The sequence below is a fragment of the Marinovum algicola genome (assembly GCF_900109145.1).
GTDB classification, from domain to species: domain Bacteria; phylum Pseudomonadota; class Alphaproteobacteria; order Rhodobacterales; family Rhodobacteraceae; genus Marinovum; species Marinovum algicola.
Genome location: NZ_FNYY01000012.1, coordinates 22,583 through 38,598, shown reverse-complemented (window position 1 = coordinate 38,598; position 16,016 = coordinate 22,583). Strand labels below are relative to the sequence as shown.

The 16,016-nt window shown below is 64.6% G+C and carries 15 protein-coding genes; 9 read left to right on the top strand and 6 right to left on the bottom strand.

Going from position 1 to position 16,016, the window contains the following annotated elements:
- Positions 1–42: 42 nt before the first annotated feature.
- Positions 43–1,662, bottom strand: coding sequence for an FAD-dependent oxidoreductase (locus BMW90_RS16035; RefSeq protein ID WP_074837460.1), 1,620 nt, complete (start codon positions 1,660–1,662; stop codon positions 43–45).
- 299 nt (positions 1,663–1,961) lie between these two features.
- On the opposite strand from BMW90_RS16035, the gene BMW90_RS16030 reads away from it, so the two are divergent.
- From BMW90_RS16030 to BMW90_RS16010, 5 genes are all read left to right on the top strand, one after another.
- Complete coding sequence (locus BMW90_RS16030; RefSeq protein ID WP_074837459.1) at positions 1,962–3,116, top strand: phosphoserine transaminase; 1,155 nt, start codon at positions 1,962–1,964, stop codon at positions 3,114–3,116.
- A 2-nt stretch (positions 3,117–3,118) separates the two neighbouring features.
- Positions 3,119–3,601, top strand: a complete 483-nt coding sequence (locus BMW90_RS16025; protein ID WP_074837458.1) for a hypothetical protein — start codon at positions 3,119–3,121, stop codon at positions 3,599–3,601.
- 84 nt (positions 3,602–3,685) lie between these two features.
- A complete protein-coding gene (serA, locus tag BMW90_RS16020) occupies positions 3,686–5,284 on the top strand; it encodes a phosphoglycerate dehydrogenase (protein ID WP_074837457.1) in 1,599 nt (532 codons plus the stop codon).
- A 91-nt stretch (positions 5,285–5,375) separates the two neighbouring features.
- Positions 5,376–6,020 (top strand): hypothetical protein, encoded by a 645-nt coding sequence (locus BMW90_RS16015; RefSeq protein ID WP_074837456.1) that lies wholly within the window; start codon positions 5,376–5,378, stop codon positions 6,018–6,020.
- 58 nt (positions 6,021–6,078) lie between these two features.
- Positions 6,079–6,801 carry a metallophosphoesterase family protein gene (locus BMW90_RS16010; protein WP_074837455.1) on the top strand — a complete coding sequence of 241 codons (723 nt, stop codon included), beginning with the start codon at positions 6,079–6,081 and terminating at the stop codon, positions 6,799–6,801.
- A 13-nt stretch (positions 6,802–6,814) separates the two neighbouring features.
- Here BMW90_RS16010 and BMW90_RS16005 read toward each other — a convergent pair whose 3' ends face one another.
- The 3 genes from BMW90_RS16005 to BMW90_RS15995 are packed head-to-tail and all read right to left on the bottom strand — an operon-like array spanning position 6,815 to position 9,662.
- The gene (locus BMW90_RS16005; RefSeq protein WP_074837454.1) at positions 6,815–7,942 is read right to left on the bottom strand and encodes a saccharopine dehydrogenase family protein; all 1,128 of its coding nucleotides are present in this window, start codon (positions 7,940–7,942) and stop codon (positions 6,815–6,817) included.
- Positions 7,943–7,945: 3 nt separating this feature from the next.
- The gene (locus BMW90_RS16000; RefSeq protein WP_074837453.1) at positions 7,946–9,001 is read right to left on the bottom strand and encodes a saccharopine dehydrogenase; all 1,056 of its coding nucleotides are present in this window, start codon (positions 8,999–9,001) and stop codon (positions 7,946–7,948) included.
- Positions 9,002–9,011: 10 nt separating this feature from the next.
- Positions 9,012–9,662 carry a histidine phosphatase family protein gene (locus BMW90_RS15995; protein ID WP_048529038.1) on the bottom strand — a complete coding sequence of 217 codons (651 nt, stop codon included), beginning with the start codon at positions 9,660–9,662 and terminating at the stop codon, positions 9,012–9,014.
- 192 nt (positions 9,663–9,854) lie between these two features.
- Here BMW90_RS15995 and fdhF point away from each other — a divergent pair, with 192 nt between their 5' ends.
- From fdhF to BMW90_RS15980, 3 genes are all read left to right on the top strand, one after another.
- Complete coding sequence (gene fdhF, locus BMW90_RS15990; protein ID WP_074837452.1) at positions 9,855–12,620, top strand: formate dehydrogenase subunit alpha; 2,766 nt, start codon at positions 9,855–9,857, stop codon at positions 12,618–12,620.
- Positions 12,621–12,736: 116 nt separating this feature from the next.
- Positions 12,737–13,687, top strand: coding sequence for an HNH endonuclease (locus tag BMW90_RS15985; RefSeq protein ID WP_244526534.1), 951 nt, complete (start codon positions 12,737–12,739; stop codon positions 13,685–13,687).
- Between the two features lie 32 nt (positions 13,688–13,719).
- Positions 13,720–14,505 carry a BglII/BstYI family type II restriction endonuclease gene (locus tag BMW90_RS15980; protein WP_074837450.1) on the top strand — a complete coding sequence of 262 codons (786 nt, stop codon included), beginning with the start codon at positions 13,720–13,722 and terminating at the stop codon, positions 14,503–14,505.
- Positions 14,506–14,591: 86 nt separating this feature from the next.
- Here the strand turns inward: BMW90_RS15980 and BMW90_RS15975 are convergent, their stop codons facing one another.
- Positions 14,592–15,224, bottom strand: coding sequence for an MT-A70 family methyltransferase (locus BMW90_RS15975; protein ID WP_048533625.1), 633 nt, complete (start codon positions 15,222–15,224; stop codon positions 14,592–14,594).
- A 111-nt stretch (positions 15,225–15,335) separates the two neighbouring features.
- Complete coding sequence (locus BMW90_RS15970) at positions 15,336–15,734, bottom strand: MAPEG family protein (protein ID WP_048533624.1); 399 nt, start codon at positions 15,732–15,734, stop codon at positions 15,336–15,338.
- A 118-nt stretch (positions 15,735–15,852) separates the two neighbouring features.
- On the opposite strand from BMW90_RS15970, the gene BMW90_RS26715 reads away from it, so the two are divergent.
- On the top strand, positions 15,853–16,014 hold the full coding sequence (locus tag BMW90_RS26715; RefSeq protein ID WP_170850563.1) for a hypothetical protein: 162 nt from the start codon (positions 15,853–15,855) through the stop codon (positions 16,012–16,014).
- Positions 16,015–16,016 lie beyond the last annotated feature (2 nt).

Here is a 16,016-nt window from a genome sequence, read left to right as displayed (position 1 = left end):
CCTACCCCAGCGCGCGGCGAAACGCCACTGCCCTTGCGCCTGTCAGGCCGCGGATTCCTCTTGTGCGGGCCCGGCCCGGCGGCGTTCGAAATACTCGCGCACCGGCGGCATCGCTTCGTGCAGGCGGCGGAAATCCTCGGCCCCGATCATCAACACCAGCGAATCCTCGAGCGCCCGCACCGTGCCGGTGCGCAGCCCGTTGCCAAAAAGCACCCGGTCGCCGAAATGCCCGCCCGGCGCGATATGGTGCAGCGCCTCGGTGCCGTCGTCGTTGCGGTACCGCAGCTCGAAGGCGCCTTCGAGCACGGCATAAAATCCATCCGCGCGGTTGCCCTCTTCGAACACCCGGTCCCCGGCGCGGTAGCGCAGATAGCGCGTGCCCGGCCCCTGGCGGATGCCAGTCTGCACCGTCGAACGGCCGACCATGGAATCCAGCAGCCACTGCATGCCGACCCGCACCTTGGTGGCGAACCCGGGCAGGAAACCGAGGTAATAGGCGCGCCACAACAGCCAGGCGGGCAGGCCAGCAAAACGCAGGCCATATACCTCGGCCACTCCGCGATGGCCGCCGAGCGAGGCCAGCGCCCCTTTGGAGCGATAGACAAAGGGCGCCAGCTCGAGGCCGTGCAGCGCCGCCTTGAGATTGCGTGCCAGCGTTCGCGCTTCCCGCACCGCGAATTGCGCGGTGGGCGGGGCAAAATCGGCGCGGTCGCGGGCATTCTCGACCAGCGGAATCTGCGCCGCGTCACCCAGCGACCAGATATTCTCATGGCCCTCGATGCGCAGCCTTCGGTCGACGCGCAGCCGGCCCCGGTCATTCGGCAGGCCCAGCCCCCGGATCAGCGGCGAGGGCGCATTGCCGATGGTGGCCACGATGGTGCGGGTTCCGATCACCTCGCCCGAGGTGGTGACCATGGCGGTGCCCGTGGCCTCGGTGATGCCGGTGTTCAGCAGGACCCGAGCACCGCGCTTTTGCAGCTGTTTCGTCGCATAGGCGGCCAGCGACGCCGGCAATTCGCCCAGCAGTCGGTCGGCGAATTCGACGACCTGCACGTTGATCTCGCGCTTGTCGATATTCGGATAGAACACCAGCGACTTGTGGATCAGCTCCAGCATCTCGCCTGCGGTTTCGACACCGGAAAAACCGCCGCCGATCACGGTAAAGGTCAAAAGTTCCTTCTTCACCTCGGGCAACGCGGTGATGTCGGCATGCTCGAGCTTGTCGATCACGTGGTTGCGCAGGGTCAGCGCGTCGCTCAGCGTCTTCATCGTCAGCGCATGCGCCGCGAGGCCGGGCACCCGCGACAGATCCGACACCTGCCCCAGCGCCAGTACGAGGTGATCGTAGGGCACCTCGGTGTAACGCCGCTGCAAGCCCTGGAAGATGATCACCACCTTGCGCGCGGTGTCGATGTCGTGGATCTGCGCCTGCCGCACCCGCACGCCCGGCAAGAGCCGGCGCAACGGCGCCACCGCATCCCTGACCGAAATGCTGCCGGCCGCCACCTCTGGCAGAAGCGGCTGAAAGGTAAAGAAATTCACCTCGTTGATAAGCTCGATCTCGGCACCCTTGCCAAGGCTGCGCGACAGCTCTCGTGCCGCGAACATACCGGCGAATCCACCGCCGAGAATGAGAATGCGTTGGGTCGGGGACGGTGCCATTGGGGCGTTCTCCACGTCAGGGGCCGGTCGCGCCGGGCCCGGGTGCCGGGCCGTGGCCACGTCTTGATAGCGCTAACGCGATGTACAGGCACCGTAGCGATTCGTAAAACAAATTTTTTACGCGCGTAAACTAATTTCCATTGATCCGCGTTTCCGATCGGAACGTGCGCGCGCCGCTTCCGGCACCAAATCCGTCGCGTGCGCGCAAAATACCTGTTGCCGGATGATCTTTCTGGCCGTATGTCCGGCGGCGGGACACCCCTCCCCAACGAGGGGCGCTTATCTGGAAGGGTAGCTACATGGCTATGCAAAAACCGGCCGCGCGGCCGACGAATCCGCGTTTCTCCTCGGGCCCCTGCGCCAAAATCCCCACATTCGATCTGGCAAACCTGTCCGACGCGCCTCTGGGCCGCTCGCACCGGGCCGCCGTGGGCAAGGCGAAGCTGAAAGCCGCCATCGAGGAAACCCGCGACATTCTTGGCATTCCGGCCGACTACAAGATCGGCATCGTGCCCGCCTCTGACACCGGCGCCGTCGAAATGGCGTTGTGGTCGCTCTTGGGCGCACGCAAGGCCACCATGTGCGCCTGGGAAAGCTTTGGCGCCGGCTGGGTCACCGATGTGGTCAAGCAGCTCAAGATCGACGCCGAGGTGAAGACCGCCGACTATGGCGAGATCGTCGACATGGCCGCAGTGGATTACGACACCGACGTCGTCTTTACCTGGAACGGCACCACCTCGGGCGTGCGCATGCCGAACGGCGATGCGATCCCGGCCGACCGCGAAGGCCTGACCATCTGCGACGCCACCTCGGCCGCTTTTGCCCAGGACCTGCCCTGGGACAAGCTGGATGTGACCACCTTCTCATGGCAGAAGGTACTGGGCGGCGAAGCGGCGCATGGCATGCTGATCCTCAGCCCGCGCGCCGTCGAACGGCTGGAAAGCTACACCCCGGCCTGGCCCCTTCCCAAGATTTTCCGCCTGACCAAGGGCGGCAAGCTGATCGACGGCATCTTCGAGGGCGCCACGATCAACACCCCGTCGATGCTTGCGGTCGAGGATTACCTGGTGGCGCTCGACTGGGCGCGCTCGGTCGGCGGGCTCAAGGGGCTCATCGCGCGGGCGGATGCCAATGCCCGGGCGATCTTCGATTTCTGCGACGCCAACGACTGGATCGCCGATCTGGCAGAGGATGCGGCCACCCGCTCGAACACCTCGGTCTGCCTGAAGTTCACCGATGACCGCATCACCGACGGCGCGGCCTTCGCCAAGGCCGTGGCCAAGCGGCTCGAGGCCGAAGGCGTGGCGCTTGACGTCGGCGCCTATCGCGATGCCCCGGCCGGGCTGCGCATCTGGTGCGGTGGCACGGTCGAGACAGCGGACATCGAGGCGATGCTGCCCTGGCTGGCCTGGGCCTACGAGGAAACGCTCGCCGCGCAGACCGAGGCGGCCTGACCATGGGCGTCGATCCCGTTGTTCCACGGCTCCTCGAGTTCGTGCGCAGCATCGGGATCGAGGTTCGGACCCGCACCCTGGAGCACGAGACCTTTCTTCCCGGTCTCGACATCCAGGGCGGCGCATTGCTCGTCGATCTTGATCGTCTGGCCTATCCCGGAGACATTCTCCACGAGGCCGGTCATATCGCAGTCGCCGATAAAGAGCGCCGCATGCAGCCGGTCCTGAAGCCCACCAAGGCCGAGGAGATGGCGGCCGCCGCATGGTCCTTTGCCGCGGCGCGCCACCTGAACCTGCCGGTCGAGGTAGTGTTTCACGAGCATGGCTATCAGGACGGCGCCGAGGCGCTGATCACCGCCTTCTCGAACGGCACCGGCCCCGGACTGCCCCTGCTGATCTGGTTCGGCGTCACCGCCGACCCGCATGGCCAGCAACCCGGCACCGCCACGCAGCCCTATCCGCTAATGGATCGCTGGTTGCGCTGAGACATCACGGCCCGCCCCGCCGGGCGGCCTTTTCACCACACAGCTCACATACCGGCAGCGCCGGTTCCTAGAAGGGTTTACACCATGACCGCACCCAAAGTTCTCATCTCCGACAAACTCTCGGAAGCCGCCGTCCAGATCTTCCGCGACCGGGGCATCGACGTCGATTTCCAGCCCGATCTCGGCAAAGACAAGGACAAGCTCGCCGAGGTGATCGGCCAGTATGACGGCCTCGCCATCCGTTCGGCCACCAAGGTGACCGAGAAAATCCTCGAAAACGCCACCAACCTCAAGGTGATCGGCCGCGCCGGTATTGGCACCGACAATATCGACAAACCCGCCGCCTCGAAAAAGGGCGTGATCGTGATGAACACGCCTTTCGGCAACATGATCACCACCGCCGAACATGCCATTGCGATGATGTTCGCCGTCGCCCGCCAGATCCCCGAGGCCAGCGATTCGACCCATGCCGGCAAATGGGAAAAGTCCAAGTTCATGGGCGTCGAGCTGACAAACAAGACCCTGGGCGTGATCGGCGCCGGCAACATCGGCGGCATCGTCTGCGACCGCGCCCGCGGCCTGAAGATGAAGGTCGTGGCCTTCGACCCCTATCTGAGCCAGGAAAAGGCCGACAAGATGGGTGTCGAGAAGGTGGAACTGGACGAGCTTCTCAAGCGCGCCGATTTCATCACCCTGCACGTGCCGCTGACCGATGGCACCCGCAACATCCTGAGCCGCGAAAACCTCGCCAAGACCAAGAGGGGCGTGCGGATCATCAATTGTGCCCGTGGCGGCCTGGTCGACGAAGAGGCGCTGGCCGATGCGCTCAAGGACGGCCATGTCGCCGGCGCGGCCTTTGACGTCTTTTCGGAAGAGCCGGCCAAGGAAAACCCGCTGTTCAACCTGCCGAATGTGGTCTGCACCCCGCACCTTGGCGCGGCAACCACCGAAGCGCAGGAGAATGTGGCGCTGCAAGTGGCCGAGCAGATGTCGAACTACCTGCTGACCGGCGCGGTCGAGAATGCGCTCAACATGCCGTCGGTGACCGCCGAGGAAGCCAAGGTCATGGGCCCCTGGGTCAAGCTGGCCGGCCACCTGGGTTCGTTCATCGGCCAGATGACGGACGAGCCGATCAAGGCGATCAACATCCTCTACGACGGCTCGGTCGCCGAGATGAACCTGGCGGCGCTGAACTGCGCCACCATCGCCGGCATCATGAAACGCGCCAACCCCGAGGTGAACATGGTCTCGGCGCCGGTGATCGCCGAAGAGCGGGGCGTCAAGATCTCCACCACCAACCAGCACAAGTCGGGCGCCTTCGACGGCTATGTCAAGGTGACCGTGGTGACCGACAAGCGCGAGCGCTCGATCGCCGGCACCGTCTTCTCGGACGGCAAGCCGCGGTTCATCCAGATCAAGGGCATCAACATCGACGCCGAGATCGGCGAGCACATGCTCTATACCTCGAACGAGGACATGCCGGGCATCATCGGCACCCTGGGCGCAACCATGGGCGAGAACGGCGTCAACATCGCCAACTTCACCCTTGGCCGTCACGACAAGGGCGGCGAAGCCATCGCGCTGCTCTATGTCGATGATGCGGTTCCGGGCCCGGTGCTCGACAAGCTGACCGCCACCGGCATGTTCCGGCAGGTCAAACCGCTGGCCTTCGACGTCGCCTGAGCCGGCACCCGCGCAAAAAATCGCGACGCCGCCCTTTCCGGGCGGCGTTTTGCATTGGGCTCTGCTACTCTGGTCCCGTAAAGGGGGCCACTTGCCGCGTCCACGACCTGCCACGATCATCCGACTCGTTGTCCTGATCGCCCTGCTGGTACTGGCCAACCGCTACCTGCAAGGTTTCTTCGCCATGCTCGAGGAGGATTTCGCCTCGGCCGATCCGCGCATGCTGCGCCGGCTGGCGATCACCGCGCTGCTGCTTTATGCGCTGTCTCTTGCCCTGCCCTTCGTTCCGGGCGTCGAGATCGGGCTGATGCTGATGGCGGCCGCCGGACCCGAAATGGGCTATCTGGTCTATCTCTGCACCGTCATCGGCCTCTGCATCGCCTTCGTTGCCGGTCGGCTTGTGCCGCCTCTGGTGCTGGCGCGCCTGGCCGGAGAATTCGGCCTGCGCCGCGCCGAGGCGTTTCTCACCCGCTTCGCGGCGCTGCCACGAGACGAAGTCTTTCCCACCCTGGTGGCGGCCGCGCCCAATCGTTTTGCGGCCGTCCTGCTGCGCCAGCGCTACCTGGCGCTGGCGTTGTTGCTCAACATGCCGGGCAATTTCGTCCTCGGCGGCGGTGGCGGCATCGCCATGATGGCCGGGCTCAGCCGGGTTTTCTCGCCGCCGCTCTTTTTACTCATGACAATGCTGGCGGTTGCCCCGGTGCCGCTCGCCGTAGCCTGGTTCGGCGGCAATTGAAAAGCCGGATGCAGCGCCCCCGGCAAGCTGTTAAGCCTCGCGGAAAAGGGGGCGCGCGATGAAACCGATCTATGCCATTGGCGATATACACGGACAATTCGACATGCTCTGTCGGGCGCTCGAATGGATCGATGCCGATGGCGGGCCCGAGGCCCGCGTGGTGTTTCTCGGCGATCTGGTCGACCGGGGGCCGGATTCCTTCGGCGTCATCGAACTTCTGATCCGGGGCATGGAGGAAGGCCGCGACTGGGTGCCGCTCCTGGGCAATCACGACCGCATGTTCCGCCGCTTTCTCGAGGACGGCACCCGACATGACGCCCGCATCCTGTCGGGCCGGGGCTGGCTGCATCCGGCTCTTGGCGGGCCTATGACGCTGGCGTCCTACGGCGTCGAGACCGGCGAGGACCGGCCGGATGACGCGATTCTGGCCGAAGCCCGCGCCCGCGTGCCGGAGGCTCACCGCCGCTTTCTGAACGACCGCAAGACCCTGCACCGCGAGCCCGGGCTGATCTTTGTCCATGCCGGCCTGCGCCCCGGGGTGCCGGTCGATCAGCAGGACGAGGATGATCTGGTCTGGATTCGAGAGACCTTTCTCAACGAGACCCGGCCTTTCGAGGCGTTGGTGGTGCATGGCCATACCGCCATCGAGGCCGCCACGCATTACGGCAACCGGGTCAACCTCGATACCGGGGCCGGTTATGGCCGGCCGCTCACCGTGGGCGTTTTCGAAGGCGATACGGTCTATACGCTGTCCGAATTCGGCCGCGCCACCCTGAGCTGACCACCCGGCGGGATCAGCTGTGATCGACCACCGCCAGATGCTGCGCCAGCCGGTCGATCTCGCCCAACCATTGCGCCACGGTCACCGGGTCGGAGGGCGCGGCCTGCACTCCGGCCGGCAAGGCTCCCGCCTGCGCCGCTTCGACAGCCAGTGACACCGGCACCGAGACCAGTCGCGCCATGGCGCTGCCGCGCGCGTCGCCCCAGGCGTCCATCACATAGGTCTTGTGCCAGACCGGCCCGGAGCTGTCCGAGGCCGAGAGCGAGACGCACATGACCACCCGGTCGGGCTCATCCTCGCCATAGGCATTCTCGGCCCAGAAGGCATCCGACATCTCGCGCAGCCGCGCCCCGCTCGCACTTTCGATCTCGTCGAACACCGGCGCCCAGGCCTCGGCCCAGCCGTTGAGCCGCAGGGTGCCGCGCACGAAGGTTTCGAGCCGCCAGGTCGGATCAAACCGGTATTCCTCGACAAAGGGCAGCGAATCGCGGTTGGGATAGACCTCGAAGGTCTCGGGGCTGGGCAGCGGCGCTTGGTAATGGCCCAGCGCGTCCCAGGGCCGCGCGACCTCGTAAGGCCGATAATTGCGGATCGATTTCGACGGGCTTTTCAGCGCCTTGAGCACGCCCAGCGGCGACCAGGAAAACTTGTAGCGGAAGGGGTTCGGATGCTTCGGAACACCGCCGCAATAGCTGTGGAAATTCAGCGCATTGGAGGCGTCGCAGCGCGGGCTGGCGCGGTAGTCGGCAACCAACGCATGGGCCATCAGGTGATCGATCCCGGGATCGAGGCCGACCTCGCCCACAAGGCTCACCCCCTTGATCTGCGCCTTGGCATGCAGCGCCCGCATCTGCGGCGAAATATAGCTCGACGAGACGAAATGCGCGCCCCGGGCCAGCGCCAGCTCGGCCAGCGGCACATGCCAGTCGACGGGGAGCATCGAGACGATCACATCCTCGGGCTGAACCTCGGCGTCGAGAGCCTGCTGATCGAAGGTCTTGATCCGGTCGGTCAGGTCGCCCACCGCATCCTGCGCCTTGTCCGCCGTGCGGTTCCAGACGGTGACTTCGTGTCCGGCCTCGATCAGCCGCCGCAGGCCCGGAATGGCCGAGAGGCCGGTGCCGCACCAATGGATCGTCATGCCTTACACCTCGCTGATATGCCGGTCGAACTCTGCCTTGGCACGGCCCCAGACACCAGCCTCGAGATCGCCCAGCGTCAGCAGCGAGGGCAGCAGTTGCGCGGCGTAATCCTGCGAACTTTCCACCGGCAGCATCGACGGCAGATTGTCGATCGCGGTGACATCCAGCGGCGGGGCGTCCTGCACCCGCAGCGCCGGTCTGTCCCAGGTCGTGGTGCGGTCATAGACCTTGATCGGGGAAAAATCGCTGTCGGGATCGCAGGCGATATCGCCGATCACCCGCAACCGGCGCGGCGCGGTCCGGGCGCTGGCGGGTACAAAGACCGGCGTGCCGGGGCGGGCCAGGATGCAGTTGAGAAAGATGTCATGGTCGAGCACCTCGGGAAACGGCCCGCCATGAGCGGTTTCCGCCATGTCCCAGGCGGTGACCCGCACGCCCATGGCATCGCAGAGATCCGCCGCGCCGGACCCTACCCGGCCCAGCGCGCCGATCACCATGGCATCGGGGCGCGGCCTGCCGGTGGTCGAAAGCCTCTCTTCCAGCTCGGCCCTGAGATGCGCGGCCGAGGGGTGGGTTGCGACCGGACCGCAAATGCCGCCGTCCTGCTGCGCCGCCCAGCAGCGCAGCGCCACCGCCGCTCCGGCAAAGCCCGCCCAATAGCCAAAGGCCGCGACCCGCCGGCCGGCGTCATCAACCAGGTATTCGAGATCATAGAGCGTGCCGCCGCCGGCCCTGAACCGCCGCAAGAGCACCTGGCCCGCCGGCTGGCCCTTGTAGGCATGGCCGAACAGGATGTGACGATGATGCAGCGGCGTGCCATCCTCGGGCAGCTCCTTCAGACCGAAGATCACCGCGTCGTCCGGCGCCTCGGGCCAGCTGTTTTCGGCCGCGATCTCGCAGCCCGCCGCGCGGTAGCCCTCAAGGCCAATGGCCCGGACCGAGCTTTGCTCGACCGTCACCCGCACCCCCGCCGCCAGCAATGCCGCCGCGCCCTCGGGGGTGAGGCCCACTCGTTCCTCGTTGGCGCGCTGTTCGGCGCGGACCCAGAGATGTGTCATGCCGCTTTCCTCAGATGAATGTCCGCGCATGGGCGCGGTCGGGGGCCGCCAGATGCGGCACCGCATTGTAGACCGAAAGCATCAGGTGGCCGTGCACATATTCGATCTCGGTCACCGAGGAATTGCGCAGCAGGAACATCAGCCGGGTCATTTCCGGGATGTCCAGCCGCAGCACCTGACGCAGCACCATCGAGATCAGCCCGCCCGAGGTGATCACTAGTGACCGGCCGCCGGCGCGCAGGATGTCATCCACCGCGCCCTGCGCCCGGTCCTCGAAATCGGCAAACCGCTCCGGCGCGTCGGCAAAGGCATCCTCGCGCCAGAATTCCATCAGCTGCGGGATGTTGCGGGCAAACTCCTCGGGGCTTTGCGGTGCCGGCAGGTCCTTTTCCAGCTCGGCCAGCCGGGCGATGGTGAAATAGTCGAACTCGTTCAGCCGCGCGTCGATCTGCGGCGCGTCGTGGCCCATGCCGCGCGCGGTCGCCAGATGGCGCGACATGTCGCCGGCCCAGACGTGATCGAACTGCGCCTGCGTCTCGTGCAGGTACTGGCCGAGCCAGGCCGCCTGCTGCTGGCCAAGCTCCGAGAGCCGGTCGTAATCCTCGGCCGTGGTGGCGTGGGTGTTGGCCTGTCCATGGCGAATGAGGGTGATATGGGTCATGCGGGGCCTTTTCGCGGTTTTCCCCTAGTTACCGGGCCTTGGCGCGGGTGGAAAGTGCGGCCGGAGGCAAAAGGCGGCAGGCGTCCGCTATCGGAAACCTCGGCGCCGCATATTCCCGTGCAGGTGTCGGGATTGACCCTGACCCCAGGCAGCGATCATGCTGTATTCCACCCTGACACGGGAGGAATACGCATGTCCGACACGATCCGATTCACGCTGGATGGCCGCGAGGTCGAGGCGCAGCCCGGCGAAACCATCTGGGAGGTGGCCCATGGCCGTGGGCTGGTGATTCCGCACCTGTGCCACAAGCCGGCGCCGGGCTACCGCCCCGACGGCAACTGCCGCGCCTGCATGGTCGAGGTCGAGGGCGAGCGCACGCTGGTCGCCTCCTGCATCCGCGAACCTTCCGAGGGCATGAAGGTCACCACCGACAGCGCCCGCGCCAAATCGGCCCGCAAGATGGTGATCGAGATGCTGGTCGCCGATCAGCCCGAACGCGATGTCGCGCATGACAGCGCGTCGCATCTCTGGGACATGGCCGACCAGGCCGGCGTTCGCGAAAGCCGCCTGCCGACGCTGGAGGCCGGGCGCATTCCGCTGCTCGACGACAGCCATGTGGCGATGCGGGTCAACCTCGATGCCTGCATCCAGTGCAACCTCTGCGTCCGCGCCTGCCGCGAAGTGCAGGTCAATGACGTGATCGGCATGGCTGGGCGCGGCCATGATGCCTATCCGGTGTTCGATTTCGACGATCCGATGGGCGAAAGCACCTGCGTCGCCTGCGGCGAATGCGTGCAGGCCTGCCCCACCGGGGCATTGATCGAGGCCTCGGTCGTCGATGCAGCGCAGGTCGGCGACAGCAAGGATTTCGACGAAGAGGTGCGCTCGGTCTGCCCGTTCTGCGGCGTCGGCTGTCAGGTCTCGCTCAAGGTCAAGGACAACAAGGTCAAATACGTTGACGGGGTGAACGGCCCGGCCAACGAAGGGCGGCTCTGCGTCAAGGGCCGCTTCGGCTTCGACTATATCCACCACCCGCACCGGCTGACCAAGCCGCTGATCCGCCGCGAGGATGCGCCGGCGAAGGGGCTGAATGTCGACCCCGGCGATCTCGCGTCGCATTTCCGCGAGGCAACCTGGGATGAGGCTCTGGACGCGGCGGCCAACGGTCTCAAGGGCCGCGGCCGCGAGGTGGCGGGCTTCGGCTCGGCCAAATGCACCAATGAAGAGGCCTATCTGTTCCAGAAGTTCATCCGCCAGGGGTTCGGCCATAACAATGTCGACCATTGCACCCGGCTCTGCCATGCCTCCTCGGTCGCGGCGTTGATGGAGAACGTCGGCTCCGGCGCGGTGACGGCCACCTTCAACGAGATCGAGAACGCCGACGTCGCCATTGTCATCGGCGCCAACCCGGTCGAGAACCATCCCGTCGCCGCCACCTTCTTCAAGCAGTTCACCAAGCGCGGCGGCAAGCTGATCGTGATGGATCCGCGCGGCGTCGGGCTGAAACGCCACGCCAGCCATCGCTTGCAGTTCCGCCCCGGCACCGATGTCTCGATGCTGAATGCGATCATGCATGTGATCGTCGAGGAAGAGCTCTACGACCGGCAGTATATCGAGGCCTTCACCGAGAACTGGGACGCCGAGAAGGCGCATCTGGCGAATTTCCCGCCCGAGAAGATGGCCGAGGTCTGCGGCATCGAGGCCGAGGTGCTGCGCGACGTGGCCCGGACCTTTGCCAGGGCCAAGGCGGCAATGATCTTCTGGGGCATGGGCATCAGCCAGCACATCCACGGCACCGACAATTCGCGCTGCCTGATTTCGCTGGCGCTGATGACCGGACATATCGGCCGTCCCGGCACCGGGCTGCACCCCCTGCGCGGCCAGAACAACGTGCAGGGCGCCTCGGATGCCGGGCTTATCCCGATGTTCCTGCCGGATTACCAGAGCGTCGAGGATGACGGCGTGCGCTCGGCTTTCCACGAGGTCTGGCGCGACGGCGAGATTTCCGGCCAGAAGGGGCTGACCGTGGTCGAGATCATGGACGCGGTGCACGACGGCCAGATCAAGGCGATGTATATCCTCGGCGAAAACCCGGCGATGTCCGACCCGGATGTGGAACATGCCCGCGATGCCCTGGCCAAGCTCGATCATCTGGTGGTGCAGGATATTTTCCTGACCGAGACGGCGAATTACGCCGATGTGATCCTGCCGGCCTCGGCGTTCTACGAAAAGACCGGCACCGTGACCAACACCAACCGCCAGGTGCAGATGGGCCGCCCTGCCGTCACCCCGCCGGGTGAGGCCCGCGAGGATTGGGAGATTACTGTCGCGCTGGCGAAACGTTGCGGGTTGAACTGGCACTACGAGAGCCCGCGCGACGTGTTCGACGAGATGAAGCTCAACATGAACTCGCTGGCCAATATCACCTGGGAGCGGCTCGAGGCCGAGAATGTCGTGATGTATCCGGCCCTGTCCGAAACCGATCCCGGCCAGCCCGTGGTCTTTGGCGACGGCTTCCCGCGCGCCGAGGGCCGGGCCAAGTTCACCCCGGCCAGCATCGTGGCGCCGGATGATGTGCCCGATGCGGACTATCCGATGATCCTGACGACCGGGCGGCAGCTCGAGCATTGGCACACCGGTTCGATGACCCGGCGCAGCCTCGTGCTGGACGCAGTGGAGCCGGAGGCGAATTGCTCGCTGCATCCCGCGACCCTGCGCAAGCTGGGGGTGGAGCCCGGCGGCATGGTGCGGCTGACCACCAAGCGCGGCGCGATCACCGTCATGGCGCGGGCCGACCGGGCGATCGCGCCGGACATGGTGTTCCTGCCCTTCGCCTATGTCGAGGCGGCGGCGAATATCCTGACCAACCCGGCGCTCGATCCCTACGGCAAGATCCCCGAGTTCAAGTTCTCGGCGGTGCGGGTGGAAAAGGCCGGGGATGCGCTGGCGGCGGAATAGCCGCTGTACCGTCCATTGAACGCATGCGTTAGGCAAACTATGGATTGTCTAACGCGTCTCTACAGACGGTGAAGGCTGGAGGTTTTTGAACTCCAAACTCAGTCCGCGAGTTTCTCTTGCCTAACCGAAGAAACACAGTCTTTATTGCCGCCATGGTAAATGCTGTTTTCATTCAAAACCCACAAAGTATTTACAAAGATCGCCCGGGAGAAGCCTATCATTTCCCAAAGCAGTACTTGAACGTAGTGCAGGAGTGTGTGGGCGATTGGGTCATCTTCTATGAGGGAAGAAAAGGCGCCTTCGGTTACGTATCAGTTCAGAAGGTGAGGTCTGTAGGCCCCGACCCGCACCAAGAAGACCACCATTATGCTTGGCTTGATCCTGCCACTCAGTGGGAATTCGAGTGTGTCGTACCACGAAACAACGGTGCGGGAGTCGCTTACGAGCGTTCTTTGCGTAGCTCAAACGGAAGAGCCATGTCCGGAGGAGCAAACACATCTGCTGTTCGCCGACTGTCATTTGACGAATTTTCCGAAATCGTGATGGCAGGCCTGCAACCTCAAAACGGCCCGGAGGCACTGCCGAGAAACGCCAGCGAGATTGCCTATGAGTTCTCGGAAGGCCAAATGCCCTTCCACGGCGCCCCAATTAGCAACATTCGTGAGAAAATCCTGAGCTCTCGCGCCGCGCGAGCCCAATCTTTTGCAAGAATGGTGAAGGCAGCGTATCGCGGACGTTGCGCTATTTCCGGTCTCGATCTACGCAACGGCGGCGGAAGAGCTGAAGTACAAGCGGCGCATATCCGTCCAGTGCAGCATGACGGGCCGGATATTGTCATCAATGGCCTTGCTTTATCAGGTACACTTCATTGGATGTTCGACCGAGGGTTGATCGGCATAGGTGAAAATTATGAAATTCTCGTTTCAGAAAACAAGGTTCCATTCGAAGTCCGCCAAAGATTGATTTCGCCGACAGGTCGCCTGCATCTCCCAGAAGATCGGCGGCACTATCCACACCCCGACTACATTCGATTTCACCGCGAAAACATCTTTGGCAATGCGGCATAGTATTTTGGAGCGATGCTGGTAAGACCTGAGCTATGTTCAAGAACTTGAGGGAAATCGGCTACCAGATCGCCGCCACCAACCATGCGGAGGCCATCGTCGCGCATGATTTTCCGGAGGAGATCGCCGAGCTTTGCGGCGCGCTCGAGGATTTTCGGATCTCGGCGCAGGATCTGATCGCCAGCGGCGGCGGCGAAGCCGGCTCGACCCAGCGGCTGCGTCGCGATCTGGCGGCCAAGGGCTGGCACAAGCACAACTTCATCCAGCGCGCCACCATCGACGGCATCGAACGCGAGGCGATCAGCCACGAGATCGACCATGTGCGGCGCGGCCGAAACGGCACCATCGCGCTCGAAATCGAGTGGAACAACAAGGATCCGTTCTTCGACCGTGATCTCGAAAACTTCCAGCGGCTGCATGCGCTCTCGGCGATCAGCTTCGGCGTGGTGGTGACCCGCGGCGCCTCGCTTCAGGACGGGATGACCGATCTGGTGATCGCCGGGCTGGCCGCCGAAGGGGTGGACAGCGAGGACGGGCTGGCGGTCTTTGACATCAAGGAACGCACCGCCCGCCAGCGCGAGATCGTGGCGCGGGTGATGGCCTCCGGCTTGGGTTATCGCGCGGCCTTTGCCAAGGCCTTTGTCGCCGACAAGTTCGGCACCGCCAGCACCCATTGGGACAAGCTTCAGGACCGGGTGCGGCGCGGCGTGGGCAATCCCTGCCCGCTGATCCTGATCGGCATCGGGGTGGAGCGGGTGACCTTCGACGAACCGGCCCGCCAGATCGACCAGGGCTGGCTCTGGCCGGAGGATGAAGCGTAACAGCCGGTTTACGGCAACCGCGCCCCGGGCCTGACCCGGGGCCTCCACCACGGCCAAGAGGTCCCGGAGCATGTCCGGGACGGGGGTCACTCGGCAGCGACCGAGGAATTGTAGGAGTAAGTCTTCCAGTCGGGCTTGTAATCGTCGCTCGCCTGGTTGCCCCAGACCGTCCAGCCCTCGCGCACGCCACGACCGAACAGCTCGAGATACGGCCCCCAGCTGCATTCCTGGATCAGCGCGTATTGCTCATCGGGCTTGCGCGAATGCTCGCGTTTGCGGGTCTGGATCATGTTCACCTGGCGCCGTCCGGGCGGCAGGGTGCGGGCGTTCTTGCCGCGCACGCCAAACAGCACGATCTCGGTCACGTTGCGGAAATAGAAGCCCACGCCGCGGCCGTCAGAGCCGCCGTCCTTGCGAATCTTGTGCCAGATCAGGTTCGACTTGTACTCGAACCCCCAAGCCTCGAGCACCCGGAGCCCGTCGGGCAGGAGCGCGTTCGGCACCCAGAGATAGCAATGTGCCGCATCCATCAGATGTTCGGCCACCGGCAAATCACAGATCGCGTCGAGATCCAGCGTCGGATACCGCGCGAGGCGCTTGTGCTCGGGCGCGACCTTGCCGGTGCGGTTGGTGAACCGCCAGGGCGGGTCGGCCAATACGGTGCCGAATTTCTGGCCGTCCAGAAATTTCTCCAGATCTTGAGCAGCTTCGTTTTGCATGCCGAACATGTTGCGTATCCTGCCCCCGTGAAGCAAGCGAACAATACGCGAACACGGTTAAAACATCAATGAAGGTTTCGCGGCGTGACATCGGCACCACGCCGCGTCCGGTCAATAGACGCCCAGCACCCGCAGCCCAAGCCCGACCGTCGACAGCGCCGCCAGCGCAAAGGCCAGGGTGCGCAGCACCGGAATGCCGAGGCAGTAGATGATGTAATGCGCCACGATGCCGATGAAATAGGTCATTGCCAGCAGGCCGGGATAGCCGTCTTCGGGCAGGCGGATCATCGCCAGCACGGCCAGCGGCGCAAAGGCCACGAAGCTTTCGACCGCGACGGTGTGGGCGCGCATTGCCCGCTGCGCCCAGTCCGATTGCGGCACCGCCTGCGGATCGTAATTGCCCATGGCCCCCATCAGGCCGCGCACGGCCATCCGGTCGAGGATATAGGGCACCCAGGCTATCGCGATCCAGAGCGCGCTGAGCGCGGTGTAGATTTCCAAGGTGGTCATCTGAATCTCCCTCTGTGTGAACCAGTCTCGGCGCAGCATATCACATCGCACATGAAATTCGCTGCCCGGTTGGTGGCAAAAGGCTGAATTCGCGCGATTTTCATGCTAGGCTGGACCGATGGATATCATCACGGTCTCATACTATGCCTTGGTCTGCGGCGCGCTCGGGCTTGCCGGGCCGCGACTGGGACGGCCGCTGATCCGGCTGGGCATTGGCGGGATCGTCGGCATCCTGGCCGCGACGCTGCTGCCGACGGTGCGGCTTGGCCTCGGCCTCTGAGC